This is a genomic window from Streptomyces sp. T028 (assembly GCF_048159505.1).
Lineage (GTDB): Bacteria > Actinomycetota > Actinomycetes > Streptomycetales > Streptomycetaceae > Streptomyces.
This window is the reverse complement of sequence record NZ_JBLRVZ010000057.1, coordinates 168,073-184,739: the sequence shown is the minus strand read 5'-3', so window position 1 is coordinate 184,739 and position 16,667 is coordinate 168,073. Positions and strand designations below refer to the sequence as shown.

The window sequence follows — 16,667 nt, the reverse complement described above, 5'->3', positions numbered from 1 at the left end:
CCGGTGGCCGACCACCTGCCCAACTGTCGACAGATAGCCCCTATCGGCGCGCCACACCCCTTGACCCACCCATACTGTCGACACTAAGAAGGGAGGGCGAGTCGCGCCGCGTCTCGTGCGGACGTCGCGAGAAGGGGGTCCATGTGACCGGCAGGCTCTCCGGGAAAGTCGCTCTCGTCACCGGCGCGGGGGCCGGGATCGGCCAGGGCTGCGCGCTGCTCTTCGCGGAGCAGGGCGCGACCGTCGTCGGCTGTGACATCGACGCGGCCGCGGCCGAACGCACCCGCAAGGAGGCCGCCGACCGGGGGCTGACCGTCGAGGTGCTCGCCCCGTACGACATGACGGTCCCGGCTGACGCCCGGCGGTTCGCGGACGAGGCATACGAGCGGCACGGGCGGATCGACGTCCTGGTCACCGCGGGGGCGATCGCCCCGCACATGGCGACGACCGCCGAGATGGACTTCGGCGCGCAGTGGACGCCGACCATCCGCGGTGAGATCGACGTCGTCTTCCTGCCCGTTCAGGCGGTGTGGCCGTACCTGGAGGCCTCGGGCGGCGGCTCGATCGTCAACTTCGCCTCGGTGAACGCCTTCCGGGGCAGCGGGACCTTCGGGATGGTCGCGCACTGCGCGGGCAAGTCGGCGGTGCTCGGCCTGACCCGTCAACTCGCGGTGGAGGGCGGCCCGTCGGGCATCCGCGCCAACACGATCTCACCGGGGATGGTGCGCACACCCGCCACGGAGTCCGCGGGGGCCCACGACGGCACGGCCCGTGAGACGCTGCTGGCCCGGATTCCGCTGGGCCGGGTCGGGACCCCTCGGGACATCGCCTGGTGCGCGGTGTACCTGGCGTCGGACGAGTCCGCCTGGGTGACCGGCGGGAACTTCCCCGTGGACGGCGGAGTACTGGCCAAGTGAAGGGTCCTCACCGGCCGTCAGGAGGCCGTGCGCCGCCGTCGCGCGGGTCCCCGGCCCCGGCCCGCCGCGTCCTGCTCCAGCTGCTCCTCGACCGCCCGCTGTGCCCGTACCGTCGCGCCCGCGATCAGCGCGGAGGCCAGTTCCCCGTCGCGCTCCTCGACGGCCTGCAGCAGCCGCTCCTGGTCGTCGACGCTGTAGGCGAGGCGGCCGGCCCGGGTCAGGCTCAGGTGCCGCAGCATCAGGGTGCGCAGCGCGAGGGAGTCCAGGATCTGCTTGAGCGTGGCGTTGCCGACGATCTCCGTCATCCGCTCCTGGAGCGTCACATGGCTCCAGAAGTACCCGTCCACGTCACCGTCGTCCGCCAGTTTCCGCATCCGCTCGACCCGGGTGCGCAGCTCGGCGATCTCCTCGTCGCCCGCCCGCTCGACGAGCAGCGCCGCGAGCATCGACAGGAGGTTCTTGCGCACCTGGTAGATGTCCCGGATGTCCTGTGGGGAGGGCGCGGCGACCCGGGGCCGGCGGCGCGCCTTCATCTCGACCAGGCCCTCCTGTTCGAGGAGCATCAGCGCCTCGCGCACCGGGGTGCGGCTGGTGTCGAACCGGCGTGACAGATCGACGCTGTTGAGGTCCTGCCCGGGTTCGAGGCGGCCCTCGATGATGCCCGCGCCGACCCATTCGGCGATCTGCGCGACCAGCGGCTCGCGCCGGTCCCGCAGCCGCAGGAGGCGCTCCAGCACGAGGTGCGTGTCCTGATCGGTCATGCGGCACTTCTCCCTGCCTGGTCCGGGCTCACAGCCGGTTCAACGGTGTCGACACTATCTCACCCCGTGTCGCGTCCGATACGGGATCCCCCGCTTCCTGTCGACTTCCAACATTCCTGTCAACACCCACGCCCATGGTCCACCGGAGGAATCATGAAGCACGTACGCATCAGCCCCAGCGGCCCCACGGGGCCCAGCAGACGGGCGGTGGTCGGCGGCGCCGCACTGGCCGCCCTCACGACGTCCGGTGTCTCGCAGGGTACGGCCTCGGCGAGCGCCGCCGGGGAGTCGTCCGCGCCGTGGGAGCCCGTGCCGGTGCCCGCGCAGGTGCCGGTCACCGAGTACCAGGTGCCGGTCTCCGGGGGCGGCAGTCTGTGGTGCTGGGACACCGGCGGCGACGGGGAGGCCGTCGTGCTGCTGCATCCGGGCTCGGGCAGCGGCGAAAGCTGGCCGTACCAGCAGCCGGTGCTCGCCGGGGCCGGCTTCCGGGTGATCGGCTACTCGCGGCGCGGGGCGTACAACTCCGTCGCCGGCACCAAGGCGGAGTCGGACACCGCCTCGGGCGACCTGAACACCCTCGCCGACCATCTGGGCCTGGGCCGCTTCCATCTGTCCGGCTCGGCGGCGGGCGGCCCGGTGGCGGTCGACTACGCCCTCTCCTTCGCGGACCGCCTGCTCAGCCTCACCGTGTCGGGCAGTGTCATGGGCATCCAGGACACGGAGTACCAGGAGCTGACCTCGGCGCTCCAGCCCGACCCGTTCGGAGACATGCCGGCCGACTTCAAGGAGCTGGGCCCGTCCTACCGGGGTGGTGACCGGGACGGGGTGGCGGCCTGGCTGGAGATCCACGAGCGCGCCCGCACCTCCGACGCCTTCGCCCAGTCCCTCACCCACACGATCACCTGGGCGGCCCTGGAGACGCTCACCCTGCCGGTCCAACTGATCACCGGGGACGCCGACTTGTACAGCCCGCCGTCGGTGATGCGTCTGAACTCCGGGCATCTGCGGGACGTGGAGACCCACGTCGTCCGCGAGGCGGGCCACAACCCGCACTGGGAGCAGCCCGCCGCCTGGAACCGCCTGCTGATCCGCTTCCTCGGACGGCACGGCGGCTCCTAGCCCCCCAGGCCGGCTAGATGTCCAGGGCGACCAGGAAACGGGACACCATGTTGTACGCCGCGACGGTCGCCGTCAGTTCGACCAGCTCCGCGTCCGTGAAGTCGGCGCGGAGGGCGTCGAACAGCTCGTCGGGGACGTGGATGTCGCGGGTCATCGCATCGGTGTAGGAGATGACCCGCGACATCCGGGCGTCGAGTTCGGGCTTCTCACGGCTGAGTTCGGTGAGTTCCGCGTCGCCGAGCCCGGCCCGCCGTGCCTCGGGCTCGTGTGCGGTCCATTCGTACGGGGCGCGGTTGAGGACCGCGATCCTCAGGATCACCGATTCACGGATGTCCGGGGACAGGTGGAGCCGCCCTCTGATGGCGCCCAGGAGCGTGTTCCAGCCGTCGGCGAGCTGGGGGCTGTGCAGCAGCATCCGGTCGAGGGGACGCAGATCGCCGCCCCGGCGGTCGCGGACACGGGCGGAGATCTCGCCGGTGCCCTCGGTGTCGGGAAGTCGTGCCATGCGGGGAAGTCCTTTCACAGAGGGCGGACGCAGTCGGCCAACAGCCGCATCGCCTCGGGGCGTTCGACGGACCCGAGTGCCACGTGCTCGCCGAGGACCATGACCTCGTCCCCGGTGAAGGCGGGCCAGGACGGCAGCTCGCCCCCGTTCGGGTCGGCCGTCTCGACGAAGCGCGCCCAGGCGTCGGCCATCGTGCGGGCCAGTTCGCGGTCGGTGTCGGTCCAGGGCCAGGGGCGGCAGTGCAAGGTGTCCAGGCTGTACGGGAGTTCGGCGGTGTGGTGGACGCCGTATCCCGGCAGGCCGTCCCGTGGGGGTGCCAGGGGCAGGTCCTCGGGCAGCGGGGGTGTGCGGGTGAAGCGGTACAGCCAGGTCGGCGCGGTCCCCCGATGGGCCGTGGCCCAGTGCCAGACCGGGTAGGTGAAGCGGCTCTCGCCGGTGAACCGGCGGGCCGTGCGGCGGGCCTCCTCCGTGTCCCGTACGGGGTACACCTCGTCGGTGCCCGGTTCCACCGGGAGTCGGCGCAGCACGTCCAGGGTCGTGTACACGGAGCCCTCGTCGGTGTTGCTGCCGACGAGGAGCGGCACCGCGTGCTGTCGTCCGGCCGCGAAGACCGTGTCGGTCGGCTCGGTGAGGACCCGGCCGTCGACGACCGGTCCGAAGTGGCCCCGGAGGACCAGTTCCACCCCGTCCAGCCGCCGCAGTCCCGCGAGATCGCGGTCGCCGAACGCCTGCGCCCACCGCAGTCCCTGTTTCTGGGCCTCCGCCTGGTCGGCGAGGGGGCCCTCGGCTCGGCCGATGCCCGAGGCGCTCTGGCCGAGCGCCGCGCGGAACAGGGAGCGGGTCGCCGGTGACGCCATGAGGTGGCAGATATGGGCGGCCCCGGCGGAGTTGCCGGCGAGGGTCACCCGGTCCGGGTCGCCACCGAAGGCCGTGATGTGTTCCCGCACCCAGGTCAGGGCGGCGACGATGTCGAGCAGCCCGTAGTTGCCGGAGGCGCCCAGCTCGTCCTCGGCGGCCAGTTCGGGGTGGGCGAGGAAGCCGAGGGCGCCGAGCCGGTGGTTCAGGGTGACCACGACGAGGCCGCGCCCGGCCATCGCGGCGCCGTCGTGGATCTCCTGCCCGCCGTGGCCGTAGCGGTTGCCCCCGCCGTGGATCCAGACCATCACCGGCAGTGCGGTGCCGGGCGCCGGGTCGGGGGTCCAGACGTTGAGGTAGAGGCAGTCCTCGCTCATCACCAGGGCCCGCCGGTCGGCGAAGTTGGTGTGGTACATGATCGAATCGCGTGGGGGCTGGGGCTGGAGGGGGGCCGGTCCGAAGTCGTACGCGCGCCGCTCGCCGTCCCAGCGCGCGGCGGGCCGGGGAGGTCGCCAGCGCAGATCGCCGACGGGCGGCTCGGCGAAGGGGATGCCCCGGAACACCGCGACACCGCCCTGCCACTCCCCCACGAGCCGCCCGCTGCCCGTCCTGGTCCGGATCACGCGGGCACCTTGTGGAGCAGGCCGTCCTTCATGATCGCCGTCAGCCGGTCGCGGTCCTGGAGGAGGGCGATCTCCTCCAGCGGTTCACCGTCGACGAGGACGAGGTCGGCGAGGAACCCGGGCCGGACGAGGCCGAGTTCGTCGCCCATGCCCATGATCTGTCCGCCGTACTGGGTGGCGGCGCGCAGGGCCTCGGCCGGGGTGAAGCCGAACCAGTCGACGAACAGTTCCAGGTCGCGCAGGTTGCGGCCGACCGGGTTCCACGGGAAGCCGTAGTCGCCGCCGGGCAGGACCCGTACGCCCCGCCGGACGAGTTCCGGCACCACCTCGCGTACGGCCGCCGCCGTCGCCTCGACCTCCATGCCCGGCTCGGGTTCGCTGCCGGCCTCGTGGAGGTTGGCGTGGATGATGCCGGGGGTCGGGGCGACGAAGATCCGGTCGCGGGCGGCTTCGAGGAGGTCGAGGGCCTCCTCGTCGGCGAAGGTGCAGTGGTAGACGGCCCTGATGCCGTGCCGTACGGCCATCTTGACGGACTCGGCGGCATGGGCGTGCGCGGTGAGCCACACGCCGTGCTTGTCGGCGGTTGCGGCCGCGGCGGCCACCTCCTCGTCAGTGAACTGGACGATCCGGGAGGTGCCCTGGACGACCGCGCTCTCCCCCGACAGGGACAACTTGACGATGTCGACGCCGAGTTCGGCCATGTCGGCGACGAAGCGGGACACCGACTCCGGGTCGGAGGACCGGCCTTCGACGCCCGGGAAGTCGTAGACGCCGGGCTCGACCATGCCGGCCGTGCCCTCCCAGGAGGCGGCCTTCAGGCGCGGTCCCGGCATCCAGCCCTCGGCGAAGGCCTTGCGGGCGGCGGTCTCCGTGCCGGGGAGCCGGTTGCCGCCCGAGTAGGCGCTGGTGATGCCGTGGTCGAGGAGGACACGGCCGGCGTGGGCGACGAGCAGCGCCTTCTCCTCGTCCGGTTCGTCGCGGCGGCGCGAGAGGTGCTCGACGGTGGAGCCGAAGCCGAGGTGGGCGTGGGCGTCCACGAGTCCGGGGAGCAGGGTGCCGCCACCCCCGTCGATCACCCGGGCGTCGGTCCGCAGGTCGCGCGGGAGCCGGTCGGAGACCTCGGCGATCCGGCCGTCCTCCACGAGGACCTGGGCCGGGAAGGGGTCGCGTCCGGTGCCGTCGAAGACCTGGACGTCGGTGAACAGGGTACGGGTCATGCCGTGGTCGCCTTCATGCCGTGATTGCCTTCATGCCGTGGTCGCCTTCCGGAAGCGGTGCCGCATCTCGCCGACTCCCCCGATACGGCTGACCAGTTCGTCGTCGGGTGCCAGGAACCGCTGGGGGGTGCGGCGGTTGCCGACGCCGGCCGGGGTGCCCGTGAAGATCAGGTCGCCGGGCAGCAGGGTGCAGAACTCGCTGAGGTACGACACCAGTCGAGGGATCGGGAAGATCATGTTGCCGGTGCGGTCGTGCTGGACGGCCTCGCCGTTCAGCGTGCAGGTCAGTTCGAGGTCGTCGCGGTCGGGGATCTCGTCGAGGCCGACCAGGGCGGGGCCGATGGGGCCGAAGCCCGGATGCGACTTGGCGAGCGAGAACTGGGCGGGGCGGCCCGCGAGTTGGGCGATACGCTCGGAGAGGTCCTGGCCCACGGTGAGCGCCACGACCGGCTCCCAGCCCTTCTCCACCGGCACCCGGCGCGCCTCGCGGCCGATGACCGCCACCAGCTCCAGCTCCCAGTCGACATGTCCGGGCGGCAGCTCGACGGTGGCGTACGGGCCGGTGAGGCAGGTCGGGAACTTGGTGAAGACGAGGGGGACCTCGGGTTCCTCGTAGCCCGCCTCGGCGGTGTGGGGGCGGTAGTTGAGGGCGACGGCGAAGATCTGCCGGGGGGCCGGGACGGGCGCTTCGAGCTCGGACTCGTCGTAGGGGCGCCCCCCTGTGGCGTCCCTGGACCAGTCGAGCAGCTCGTCCCAGCGGTCGAACAGCCGCCCCTCGAAGGCGGCGGGGATGTCGAGGGCTCCGTCCTCGGTCAGCAGCACGGTACGGCCCGCGAGTCGTGCGATACGCATCGGCCGCTCACACCCAGTTTTCCGCGGGCGGCTCCACGGTGCCGTACGCGTCCCGCCAGGAGAGCACCCGGTTGCGGAGCACCCCGAGGCCCTCGATCTCCGCCTCGACCACGTCACCGGGCTTGAGGTAGTTGGCGAACGGGTCCTCGGTGCTCGCGGCCACGCCCGCGATGGTGCCGGTGGTGATCAGGTCGCCGGCGCTGTACGTCTGCGGGGAGTGGTAGGCGACCAGCTGCGGGATCGACACCGACATCCGGGCGGTGTTGGACTTCTGCCGGACGTCCCCGTTGACCCGGAGCTCCATGTCGAGGTCGTGCGGGTCGTCGATCTCGTCGGCGGTGACGATGTACGGCCCGATCGGGCAGAACGTCTCGATCGCCTTGGAGAAGGAGAAGACCCCGGACTCCATCTCCTTGCGCTGGATGTCACGGGCGGTGATGTCGTTGAAGACGAGGTAGCCCGCGATGTGTTCGGCGGCCTGCTCGGCAGAGAAGAAGCGGCCCGGTTTGCCGATGACGACGGCGAGTTCGAGTTCGTAGTCGAGCTCGCGGGTGAGGTTCGCCGGGTACACGATCGGCTCGTCGGGGCCGATGATCGCGTCGACGTTCTGGAAGAACACGATGCCCTTGTTGACGGGGTGGGACCAGTCGACGCGGACCAGGTCCTCGTGGTGCTCACGGAAGTTGCCGGCCGTGTGGAAGAACTTCTTCGGCACGATGGGTGCCCGCAGTCGTACGCCGTCGAGGGCGAACGTCCGCCTCGTCTCGGGGACCCGCCCCTCCCACTCGAAGTACACCCGGGTGGACGGCACCTCCAGCTCCACGACGGTGTCCCCGTCGAGCCGGCCCACCAGCCCCGCCTCCGGTCCCGCGTCGAACGTCACCAGCTTCATTAGACCTCCCTAACTGTCGACACTCAGCCTGCCGATCACACGGAAGACCGTCAAGAGGTGCGCGAAGTGTGGACACAAAAGCGGAGCGTGGCTTACCGTCCGGGCATGCGGACAACGTGGGACTTCGCGGGTACCCGCGCCTTGATCGCCGGAGCCGGCGGGATCGGCGCGACGGTGGCCCGGGCACTGGCCGAGGCGTACGCGGACGTGGTCGTCCTCGACGTGGACAAGGACCGGCTCGACGAGATCGCCCAGGACGGGGTGACCGGCCTGGTGGCCGACCTCACCTCGGCCGGCGCCTGCCGGGGGGCGGTCGAGGAGGCGGTACAACTGCTGGGCGGGCTGGACGTGTTCGTCCACGCGGTGGGCGTGAACGACCGCAGACCGGTCCTCGAGACACCGGACGAGGTCTGGGAGCGGCTGCTCGCGGTCAACCTCAACAGTGCGTTCTGGCTGGGCCGGGCGGCCGGGGCGGTGATGGTGCCGCGCGGCTACGGGCGGATCGTCTACCTCTCCTCCGTCTCCGGGCTGCTCGCCCACCGGGACCACGCGCCGTACGCGGCGACGAAGGGCGGGGTGAACCAGCTGATGCGGGTGATGGCCCGCGAGTGGGCCGCCGACGGGGTCACCGTCAACGCGGTCGCGCCCGGCTACACCGAGACCGACCTGACCCGCGACTACCTGGCCCGCCCCGGCGTCCGTGACTCCCTGGAGTCCCTGGTGCCCGCCGGACGTCTCGGCCGCCCCGAGGACCTCACCGGGCCGGTGCTCTTCCTCGCCTCCGCCGAGTCCGCCTTCGTCACCGGACAGGTGCTGTACGCCGACGGCGGGCGGACCCTCGTATGAACTGCCCTGCCACACCCCAGACTTCACGAACGGAGACCAGCTCATGAACCCCGTCCCCGAACGGTTCGCCGGCAAGACCGTCCTCGTCACCGGCGCGGGTACCGGATTCGGCGCCGAGATCGCCGTACGGGCCGCGATGGAGGGCGCCGACATCGCCGTCCACTACCGCGGTTCGCGCGAGGGTGCGGAGGCGACGGCCGAGCGGATCACGGCGCTGGGCCGCAAGGCGGTCCTCGTCCAGGCCGACATCGCCGAGCACGACCAGATCAAGCGCCTCGCCGACGAGGTGTGGGGGCACTTCGGGCGCCTCGACGTCGCGGTCAACAACGTCGGTGACGTGGCCCGCGAGCAGATGTCCTGGCGGAACATCAGCGAGGAGTCCATCGACCACGTCCTCGCCGTCGACGTCAAGGGCACGCTGCTGTGCACCCATGAGTTCGGGGCGCGGATGCTGGAGCAGGAGGGCGGCGGCGCCATCGTCAACATCGGCTCCACGGTCGTCGTACGGGGCAGTGCGCGGGCTCCGCAGTACGCGGCCGCCAAGTACGGGATCATCGGGCTGACCAAGTCGTACGCGCATGCCTTCGCGCCGGCGGTGCGGGTGAACGTGTTCGCGCCGGGGTTCATCGAGACGGCCGCGACGCTGGGGCGCGAGGACTGGAAGGGCGGGCGCGGGGATGCCCTGCGGGCAGCTACGCCGATGGGTCGGATCCCGGGGCCTGAGGAGCTTGCGGGAGCGGCGCTCTTCCTGGCGACGGAGGACGCGAACCACATCACCGGTGGGTTCCTGGTGGCGGACGGGGGCTACAACATGATCGGAGCGTAGCGCTCCGCGAGGGGGTGCGCTTTCGGCTGCGGGTCCGTGGGGGCTGGTCGCGCCCACGCGGCGGAGCCGCATATTGATACAGCCCCGCGCCCCTGGGGGGCGGCTGCGCCCCCCACACACAAACGCCGGCCCCCGGGAACTGGTTCGCATCCCGGGGGCCGGTTCATGTGTGGTTACGCCACCGTCAGGGTGACGGCGCCCGTGTACGTGGTGCCCGCCTTGAGGGTGGTGGCGGTGCCGTTGACCGTCAGGGTGACCGTCTTGCCGGACGGGGCGGTGACCGTCGCGTCCGAGGCCAGGGTGAGGGCGCTCAGGTACGACGTTCCGGTGACCGTCCAGCTGGAGCCGGTGCCCAGGGTGACGAGGACGCCGTTGTTGACGACCGCGCTCGGGGTGTTGGTGACCTCGCTGATCTCGCGGTACTCGGCCGAGGTGATGGTGGAGACGCTGTGCTTGGCCGTGCTCGCGGAGATCACGCCCTCGATCGAGGAGCGGGTGAAGGAGAGGCTGAGGTTCTGGCCCTGGAGGCTCGCGTTGCCGCCGCCCCAGACGGAGTTGTAGAAGTCACCGGTCAGCTCGATGTCGGTGAAGGTGCCCTTGGCGTCGGTGGACTGCGAGCTGGTGGTGACCCAGCTCGACGACTTGGTCGGCGATCCGCTCGGCTCGGTGTAGGTACCGATCGTCTCGGTCTTCCATGCCTTGCCGGACACCGAGACGCTGCTCGGGCGGTCGGTGTCCATCAGCTGGAAGATCACGCCGTTGCCGGCGCTGATGGTCGCGCCCTCGGAGCCGTCCACGGTGACCGAACCCGCGACCGCCTTGCACATGAAGGTGGTCTCACCGGTGTTGACCTCGGTGCCGCCGTCGATGGTCACGGACCCCGCCGCGTACCACAGGACCATGAACCGGCCGGAGTTGACGACGGTCGACTTCTCGTCGAGCGCGCTCAACTCGGCGCTGGTGAGCCCGATTTCGAGGGAGTCGTTCAGGTCGGCCACGGCGTCCGCGGTGCTGTCGCCGTAGTGCGCCGACGCGCCCCAGTGGATGAGGGCGTAGTCGCCGACGTCGAAGGTGCAGCCGAGGAAGTGCTCGGTCACGTTGCCGATGGCGTACGAACCGTAGCCCTGGCCGCCGGTGTTGGCGATGGTGCTGTTGATGGCGGTGAGGGTGCAGTAGCTGCCGCCGTCGACGGAGAGCGCGCCCCACTTCTCCGAGGAGATCGTGGAGTTGATGTACGAGGCGCGGGTGCTCGCACCGAGCAGGTTGGTGGTGCGGACGTTGCCGGAGAGGCCCAGCATCCACGGCACGGTGATCATGTAGCGGGTGTCGCCGGTGCCCGCCGTCGGGTACTCGTCGGGGACGACGCCGTCGGCGCAGTGCAGGGTGGAGTTCTTGACGATCACGTTGGCGGTGGCGTCGGCGATGACCGCGGTGCGGACGACACCGACGTTGCTGATGGTGGCGCCGTCCAGGACGAGGGTGGTGCCGTCACCGGTGCCGACGACCGAGGCGCCGTAGCCGATGAAGTCGCAGCGGCCGTTGCCGTCGAAGGCGATCTTCGGGTTGGTGAGCGTGTAGCTGCCGCCGCCGGTGACGTAGACGCCGTTGAACGCCTCGCCGTTGGACAGGAGTTGGATGTTGGAGGCCTCGGTGTCGGTGATGGTGCCGCCGCGCACGTCGGAGGGGACCGACTTGGCCTCGTCGACCCCGTCGGCGTCGATGTAGATGGCCTGGCGGAAGGGGAAGGTGAGGTCGTCGTAGGCGAGGTCGTTGGCCTCGGCGACCGTGAGGATGATCGTGCCGCGGTAGGTGCCGGCGGCGATCGCGGTGGCGGCGCCGCCGTAGCCGTCGGTGAGTTCGGCCAGGGCGCTGCCGGTCTCCACGCCGTTCACGGTGAGGGTCAGGCTGTAGCCGTCGGGGACGGTGATGACGCCGCCCTCCGCGATGGTCAGGACGCTTGCCGTCGTGGTCTCGGTCAGTTCCAGGGTCTCGCCGGAGGCCACGGTGATCCGCTTGCCGGCCTTGGTCGTCGCCGCGTGGGCGACGGCCGGGGCGGCGAGGGTGGGCGCGAAGGCGGCGGCCACCGCCACGAGCAGGGCGCGGGGGCGGTTCCGGTAGCTGAGCTCGGGGCCCTGCCTGCTGGTGGTGTGTGTCACGGTGAACTCCCTTGTTCTCAGTGTTCGGTCGGGGGTGCAGGGGGTCGTCCGGGGGATTCGGACTGTTTTCGGGCAGGCCGGACCGACGCGTGGCGTCGGCCGGTGGAGGGGGGTGGGTCTGTGAGGGGGAGCGCGCGGTGGGTCAGACCGCGCGGGGCGCCAGTTCGATCTCGCCCCGGATCAACGCCAGGACTCTGGTGCGCAGTTCGGCGAAGCGGGGGTCGGACCGGGTGGTGAGCTGGTCGCGGTCGGTGCCGAGCGGGATGGTGAGCGTGTCGAGCACGGCCGTCGGCTTCCCGCCGAGGACGACGACCCGGTCGCCGAGGTAGACGGCCTCGTCGATGTCGTGGGTGACGACGACCACGGTGATGCCGAGCCGACGGCGCAACTCCAGCGTGAGGTCCTCCAGTTCGAACCGGGACTGGGCGTCCACCGACCCGAACGGCTCGTCCATGAGGAGCACCGGGGCGTCGTACGCCAGTCCGCGCGCGATGGCCACCCGCTGCTGCATACCACCGGAGAGCTGCCACGGATACTTGTCGCCGACGTCGAGGAGGCCGACGGCTTCCAGGCACTCCAGCGCGCGTTGCCTGCGGACGGCCTTCTTCACGCCCCGGCCCTGGAGCGGGAAGGCGACGTTGTCCCAGACGCGCAGCCAGGGCAGCAGGGAGCCGCGGTAGTCCTGGGAGACCACGGCGATGTCGGCGTGCGGCTCGGTCAGCTGCTGGTCGCCGTACCGGACCCGGCCGGAGGTGGGCCTGGTCAGTCCGGCGAGGCAGCGCAGCAGGGTCGTCTTGCCGGCGCCGGACGGGCCGACCAGGCACACCGACTCCCCCGGGTCCACGCGCAGGGACAGTCCGTCGAGGACCCGGTGCTGCTGCGGTCCCTGGCCGAAGCACATGCCGAGGTCCTCGACGTGCAGGCTCGATCCGCGTGTCATACGACGACTCCGTTGCTCTTGACGCTGTCGGTGCTGTCGGTGGCCCCGGCCGGGACGGGGCGTGGTGAGCGCACTCGGGGGGCGCGCTGGTGGTACCAGCCCAGGAGGCGGTGCTCGACCAGCAGGAGCAGCACGCTCAGGCCATAGCCGAGGACGCCGATCAGGATGGTGCCGGCCCAGGTCTCGGCGACATGGAAGCTGGAGCCGCTCTGCAGGATGAAGTTGCCGAGGCCGACGGGTGAGCCGTAGATCTCGCTCACGACCATGAGGACGACGGCGACGGACAGGGCGACCCGGATGCCCGCGAGGATCTGCGGCAGCGCGCCGGGCAGGATCACGCGGCGCAGCCGGAGCGGCCAGGGGATGCGGTAGCTGCGCGCGGTCTCGTGGACGGCCGGGCCGATGGCCTGGACGCCGCTGACGGTGTTGAGCAGGATCGGCCAGACCGAGCCGAGGAAGATCAGGAAGATCTTCGGTCCGGAGCCGATGCCCAGGGTGAGGATGATGACGGGCACGAAGCCCACGGTGGGGGTGGCGCGGGCGAAGTCGAGGAGCGGGCCGGTCGCCAGGCGCAGGGTGCGGATCTCGCCGATGACCAGCCCGGCGCCCACACCGACCACGGTGGCGATCGCGAGGCCGCAGAGGATGTTGCGGAGGCTGAACAGCAGATCGCCGACGAGGTCGCCGTCCACCAGCTCGCGCCACAGGGCGGCGAGGACCTCGGTGAGCGGGGGGAAGTAGAAGCTGGTGCTGCCGGCCGTCGTCACCAGCAGGACGACGAACACCAGTAGAGGCAGCCAGAGTTGACGGAGTATCGGTTTCCAGGGCACGCGGCTCACTCCTCTCCGGCCCGGGTCGGCGGACGCCAGCGCAGCAGCCGGTGCTCGGCGAACTGCGCGAGCAGCGTGATCGTGTATCCGATGGCCCCGGCGGTGAGGATGTAGGCGTAGGCCCGGGCGGAGGCGCCCGCCTGCTGCGACTCCATGATCATGTGACCGATGCCGGGGAGCGTGGTGAGCACCTCGACGCCGATGGCGACCAGGACCGAGGTGGTCGCTGCCAGCCGCAGGCCCGTCGTGATGGACGGGACCGCGGCCGGCAGGACCACCCGGCGCAGCCGCAGCAGCCTCGGAATGCGGTAACTGCGCACGGTCTCATGGACGGCCTGGCTCACGGCCCGCGCCCCGTACTGGGCCTGGAGCAGCACCGGGAAGACGCAGGCGATGAAGACGACCGTGGCCTTCATGCCCGGGGTGGAGCCGAGGACCAGCAGGAACACCGGGAGCAGGGCGATCACCGGGAAGGAGCGGAGGATCTCCAGGAGCAGCCGGGAGGATTCCTCGGCCGCCTGGTACACGCCGGTGAGCAGGCCGACCGGGATGCCCACGGCGATCGCCACGAGCAGTCCGGTGACCGCGCCGCGCAGGGTCTCCCCCACCGCCTGCCAGAAGGCGCCGCTGCCGAGGAGGTCGCCGAGGGCGACCAGCACGGCGCGCGGTCCCGGCAGCGCGGTCGAACTGACCACGCCAACCGCGGTGATGAGCGCCCAGAGCGCCAGCACGGCGGCGAGCGCGCCCAGTTGGAGCAGACGGACCTTGAGCACCGCTACTCCCCGGCCGAGGTCGGGGCCTGGTCCCAGTAGAGGGCGTCGTCCTTGGGCTCCTTGTCGAGCAGGTCGAACTCGTGCATCTTCGTGATCACCGTGCGCATCACGGTGGTGTTGAGGTTCTTGTCGTAGTAGTTGGTGTCGTGCTTGTCGATGAAGTCGGCGGGCACCTGGGTGTACTTCTTGTCGATGGCCTTGACGGCCTCGGGGTGAGCGTTGGCGTAGTCGATGGCCTTGGCGACGGCGTCGATGAACTTCTTGGCCGTGCCGGAGTTCTTCGCCAGGTACTCCTGGCTGGAGAACAGCAGGCCCTGGACCATGCCGGGCACGTCGTTCATGCCGTTGCCGATGGAGCGCAGTCCGCTGTCCTTGCCGGCGAAGTAGAACGGGCCGAAGGAGAAGATCGCGTCGGTCTTGCCGGAGGTGGCCGCGTCGGTCAGCGAAGTCGTCGGCAGGGCCACGAACTTGACCTTGGACGGGTCGCCGCCGGCCTTCTGCACCAGGTACTCGCAGATGAACTGGATGGTGCCGCCGAGCGCGGAGATGCCGACGGTCTTGCCCTCCAGGTCCGCGAAGGACTCGATCTTGCTGTCCTTCTTGACCAGCAGTCCGTCGGTGGGGTCCGTCTTCGTCGTCGCGGACTGCAGGCCGGTCACGATCCGGATGGGCATGTCCTGGGCGGCGCCCTTGAGGAAGCCGGAGCTGTCCGTCATCGCGAACTGGGCCTCGCCGTTGAGGACGGACGGCGCGTTCTGCGAGGTGTCCTGGGCTCCGGCCTTGATCGTGACGTCGAGCCCCGCGGACTTGAAGTAGCCCTGCTGCTCGGCTATGTAGAGCGGCTCGAAGATGGCGCCGTTGGAGCGCAGGACGGTGACCTTGGCCTTGCCGTCGGCGGTGGTGTCACCGGCGGCGTCGCCACCGCAGGCGGTGAGGGTGAGCGAGGCGGTGACGACCAGTGCGGACAGGACGACGATGCCACGACGCCGCGGGGTTCTCGAGGTTTCCATGAACGGCTCTCCTTGATGACTCACGTACGAACCAGTCGGGTTCAGGCCGGCTGGTGCGAGCTACTGCGTCCGCGCGTGTCCCGCGGCGGCGTAGGCGGTGGTGGATTCCCCGGGGGTCATGTAGGTGCGGAAGCGGCCCTCGGGGTCGTACACGGCCCGGATCTCCTCCAGGCGCGCGGCGTTGGCGGGGCTGAGCCCGTGGTCGAAGCGGTCGGCGAGGTTGTTGTCGGAGAACTGCAGCCCCGCCGACAGGTGTTGGAGGTCGGCGAGCCGGCCGTGGGCCCACCGCTCGTGGGCGAGGTCCTCGGCCGGGTCGGTCCAGCCCGCGTTGGGCGAGAGGTACAGCTTGGCCTGGCTGGACCAGCAGGCGTCCGGGCGCTGCGGATAGCCGCCCCAGAGCATCCACAGGACGTGACTGGTGGTGTCGGGGATGGTGTCGAACAGCGGCCGGGCGGCGTCCAGGACCTTGTCCACGGGTTCGTCGGTCCAGATCCCGTCGAGCGCCCAGCGCATGCCCGGTGGGGTCAGCCGGTCGGCGTGCTCGTACAGCGCCGCCATGCTGGACTCCCGCGCGACGAGCGCACGGATCGCGCGGTCGCGGAAGGGGGCGTCCTCCAGCGGGGCGAAGGGGTTGTCGTCGCCCTCGCAGAACGCGGTGGCGGTGACGGAGACCGTCTGCCGGTCCAGCCCTGGCGTGCTGTGCTTTTCTGGGGGCAAGCCCCCAGACCCCCACCCCACCTTGGCCGAGAACTCCACTTCGGGTGCGAGGAGTTCGAGGGTGTCGTACGACCAGGCCAGCACCTCGTCGCGCAGCTCCAGCGGATAGCTGTGCACGGTCCGCAGCAACCGCTGGGGCAGGTCGTGCGCGGTGAGGTGGAAGCGGGTGACCACGCCGAAGAAGCCGGGGCCGCTGCCCCGCGCCGCCCACAGCAGGTCGGGGTGGGTGGCGTCGGTGGCGTGCACGAGGGTGCCGTCGGCGAGGACGACGTCGATCGCGCGGATGCTCATGCAGGCGGGGCCGAGCCGGCGGGAGTTCCAGCCGTAGCCGCCGCCGAGGAGGAAACCTCCGATGCCGACGGTGGGCGCGTGGCCCGCGGGGAAGAACAAGCCGTGTGGAGCCAGTTGTTCGAGCAGGGCGGGCCCCTTGACCGCGGGCTGGACCGAGGCTGTGCGGGTGGCGGGGTCGACGGTGATGTCCTGCAGCCGGGACAGATCGAGCAGCATGCCGCCGTCGCGCACCCCGTTGCCCACCCAGCTGTGCCCGCCGGAGCGGATCCCGATGGTGAGCCCCTCGCTGCGGGCGAGCCGTACGGCGGCCACCACGTCCTGCTCGTCGGCGGCGAGCACGATGACGTCGGGGTACCGGTGGGGCTTGCGCTCGTTCCAGACGGCGTCGAGCCGGGCCTGTTCGTACGCGGCCTCGCCGCGCCTGAGCAGCCTTTCGGGGGGCGGCACAGCCATGGCGGTCCTCCTCTCGCGGGGTTCGAGTCGGGACACTACTGTCGACACTTTTGGCCTTCAAGGGATGGGACAGGGAAAAACCTG

16 protein-coding genes are annotated in these 16,667 nt (G+C 70.9%); 4 read left to right on the top strand and 12 right to left on the bottom strand.

The annotated features are described in order from the left end of the window. Positions 1-143: 143 nt before the first annotated feature. Positions 144-917, top strand: a complete 774-nt coding sequence (locus tag ACLZN2_RS43415; RefSeq protein ID WP_416985301.1) for an SDR family NAD(P)-dependent oxidoreductase — start codon at positions 144-146, stop codon at positions 915-917. 17 nt (positions 918-934) lie between these two features. On the opposite strand, the gene ACLZN2_RS43410 is transcribed toward ACLZN2_RS43415, so the two are convergent. After that, a complete protein-coding gene (locus ACLZN2_RS43410; protein ID WP_416985300.1) occupies positions 935-1,678 on the bottom strand; it encodes a GntR family transcriptional regulator in 744 nt (247 codons plus the stop codon). A gap of 153 nt (positions 1,679-1,831) precedes the next feature. Between ACLZN2_RS43410 and ACLZN2_RS43405 the strand changes: the two genes are divergently transcribed. Continuing rightward, positions 1,832-2,797 carry an alpha/beta fold hydrolase gene (locus ACLZN2_RS43405; protein WP_416985299.1) on the top strand — a complete coding sequence of 322 codons (966 nt, stop codon included), beginning with the start codon at positions 1,832-1,834 and terminating at the stop codon, positions 2,795-2,797. A gap of 13 nt (positions 2,798-2,810) precedes the next feature. On the opposite strand, the gene ACLZN2_RS43400 is transcribed toward ACLZN2_RS43405, so the two are convergent. From ACLZN2_RS43400 to ACLZN2_RS43380, 5 genes are read right to left on the bottom strand one after another with little or no spacing between them, the layout of a single operon-like run. After that, positions 2,811-3,302, bottom strand: a complete 492-nt coding sequence (locus tag ACLZN2_RS43400; RefSeq protein ID WP_416985298.1) for a carboxymuconolactone decarboxylase family protein — start codon at positions 3,300-3,302, stop codon at positions 2,811-2,813. A gap of 14 nt (positions 3,303-3,316) precedes the next feature. Next, positions 3,317-4,780, bottom strand: coding sequence for a carboxylesterase/lipase family protein (locus ACLZN2_RS43395; protein ID WP_416985297.1), 1,464 nt, complete (start codon positions 4,778-4,780; stop codon positions 3,317-3,319). Continuing rightward, positions 4,777-5,997, bottom strand: a complete 1,221-nt coding sequence (locus ACLZN2_RS43390) for an amidohydrolase family protein (protein ID WP_416985296.1) — start codon at positions 5,995-5,997, stop codon at positions 4,777-4,779. The genes ACLZN2_RS43395 and ACLZN2_RS43390 overlap by 4 nt, the downstream gene beginning before the upstream one ends. 30 nt (positions 5,998-6,027) lie before the next feature. Further along, positions 6,028-6,849: a fumarylacetoacetate hydrolase family protein gene (locus tag ACLZN2_RS43385; RefSeq protein ID WP_416985295.1), complete on the bottom strand. Its 822-nt coding sequence runs from the start codon at positions 6,847-6,849 to the stop codon at positions 6,028-6,030. A gap of 7 nt (positions 6,850-6,856) precedes the next feature. Continuing rightward, positions 6,857-7,741 (bottom strand): fumarylacetoacetate hydrolase family protein, encoded by an 885-nt coding sequence (locus ACLZN2_RS43380; RefSeq protein ID WP_416985294.1) that lies wholly within the window; start codon positions 7,739-7,741, stop codon positions 6,857-6,859. A gap of 105 nt (positions 7,742-7,846) precedes the next feature. On the opposite strand from ACLZN2_RS43380, the gene ACLZN2_RS43375 reads away from it, so the two are divergent. Both ACLZN2_RS43375 and ACLZN2_RS43370 read left to right on the top strand, forming a co-directional pair. Continuing rightward, positions 7,847-8,587: an SDR family NAD(P)-dependent oxidoreductase gene (locus ACLZN2_RS43375; RefSeq protein ID WP_416985293.1), complete on the top strand. Its 741-nt coding sequence runs from the start codon at positions 7,847-7,849 to the stop codon at positions 8,585-8,587. Positions 8,588-8,630: 43 nt separating this feature from the next. Then, a complete protein-coding gene (locus tag ACLZN2_RS43370; protein ID WP_416985292.1) occupies positions 8,631-9,413 on the top strand; it encodes an SDR family NAD(P)-dependent oxidoreductase in 783 nt (260 codons plus the stop codon). A 173-nt stretch (positions 9,414-9,586) separates the two neighbouring features. Here the strand turns inward: ACLZN2_RS43370 and ACLZN2_RS43365 are convergent, their stop codons facing one another. The 6 genes from ACLZN2_RS43365 to ACLZN2_RS43340 all read right to left on the bottom strand — a co-directional run bounded on the left by ACLZN2_RS43365 (position 9,587) and on the right by ACLZN2_RS43340 (position 16,583). Next, positions 9,587-11,569 (bottom strand): hypothetical protein, encoded by a 1,983-nt coding sequence (locus ACLZN2_RS43365; protein ID WP_416985291.1) that lies wholly within the window; start codon positions 11,567-11,569, stop codon positions 9,587-9,589. A gap of 142 nt (positions 11,570-11,711) precedes the next feature. Further along, positions 11,712-12,509 carry an ABC transporter ATP-binding protein gene (locus ACLZN2_RS43360; RefSeq protein ID WP_416985290.1) on the bottom strand — a complete coding sequence of 266 codons (798 nt, stop codon included), beginning with the start codon at positions 12,507-12,509 and terminating at the stop codon, positions 11,712-11,714. Then, positions 12,506-13,339, bottom strand: coding sequence for an ABC transporter permease (locus ACLZN2_RS43355; protein ID WP_416985289.1), 834 nt, complete (start codon positions 13,337-13,339; stop codon positions 12,506-12,508). The genes ACLZN2_RS43360 and ACLZN2_RS43355 overlap by 4 nt, the downstream gene beginning before the upstream one ends. Before the next feature lie 5 nt (positions 13,340-13,344). After that, entirely contained in the window at positions 13,345-14,112 is a 768-nt protein-coding gene (locus tag ACLZN2_RS43350) for an ABC transporter permease (protein ID WP_416985288.1), read from the bottom strand. 2 nt (positions 14,113-14,114) lie between these two features. Then, positions 14,115-15,122: an ABC transporter substrate-binding protein gene (locus ACLZN2_RS43345; protein ID WP_416985287.1), complete on the bottom strand. Its 1,008-nt coding sequence runs from the start codon at positions 15,120-15,122 to the stop codon at positions 14,115-14,117. Positions 15,123-15,182: 60 nt separating this feature from the next. Further along, positions 15,183-16,583 carry an FAD-binding oxidoreductase gene (locus tag ACLZN2_RS43340; RefSeq protein WP_416985286.1) on the bottom strand — a complete coding sequence of 467 codons (1,401 nt, stop codon included), beginning with the start codon at positions 16,581-16,583 and terminating at the stop codon, positions 15,183-15,185. Positions 16,584-16,667: the final 84 nt, after the last annotated feature.

Excerpts from the sequence above, each read along its gene's own strand:
- ACLZN2_RS43370 (WP_416985292.1), top strand. The coding sequence starts at position 8,631 with ATGAACCCCGTCCCCGAACGGTTCGCCGGCAAGACCGTCCTCGTCACC.
- ACLZN2_RS43340 (WP_416985286.1), bottom strand. The coding sequence starts at position 16,583 with ATGGCTGTGCCGCCCCCCGAAAGGCTGCTCAGGCGCGGCGAGGCCGCG.
- ACLZN2_RS43375 (WP_416985293.1), top strand. The coding sequence starts at position 7,847 with ATGCGGACAACGTGGGACTTCGCGGGTACCCGCGCCTTGATCGCCGGA.
- ACLZN2_RS43385 (WP_416985295.1), bottom strand. The coding sequence starts at position 6,849 with ATGCGTATCGCACGACTCGCGGGCCGTACCGTGCTGCTGACCGAGGAC.
- ACLZN2_RS43360 (WP_416985290.1), bottom strand. The coding sequence starts at position 12,509 with ATGACACGCGGATCGAGCCTGCACGTCGAGGACCTCGGCATGTGCTTC.
- ACLZN2_RS43405 (WP_416985299.1), top strand. The coding sequence starts at position 1,832 with ATGAAGCACGTACGCATCAGCCCCAGCGGCCCCACGGGGCCCAGCAGA.
- ACLZN2_RS43380 (WP_416985294.1), bottom strand. The coding sequence starts at position 7,741 with ATGAAGCTGGTGACGTTCGACGCGGGACCGGAGGCGGGGCTGGTGGGC.
- ACLZN2_RS43390 (WP_416985296.1), bottom strand. The coding sequence starts at position 5,997 with ATGACCCGTACCCTGTTCACCGACGTCCAGGTCTTCGACGGCACCGGA.
- ACLZN2_RS43400 (WP_416985298.1), bottom strand. The coding sequence starts at position 3,302 with ATGGCACGACTTCCCGACACCGAGGGCACCGGCGAGATCTCCGCCCGT.
- ACLZN2_RS43345 (WP_416985287.1), bottom strand. The coding sequence starts at position 15,122 with ATGGAAACCTCGAGAACCCCGCGGCGTCGTGGCATCGTCGTCCTGTCC.
- ACLZN2_RS43410 (WP_416985300.1), bottom strand. The coding sequence starts at position 1,678 with ATGACCGATCAGGACACGCACCTCGTGCTGGAGCGCCTCCTGCGGCTG.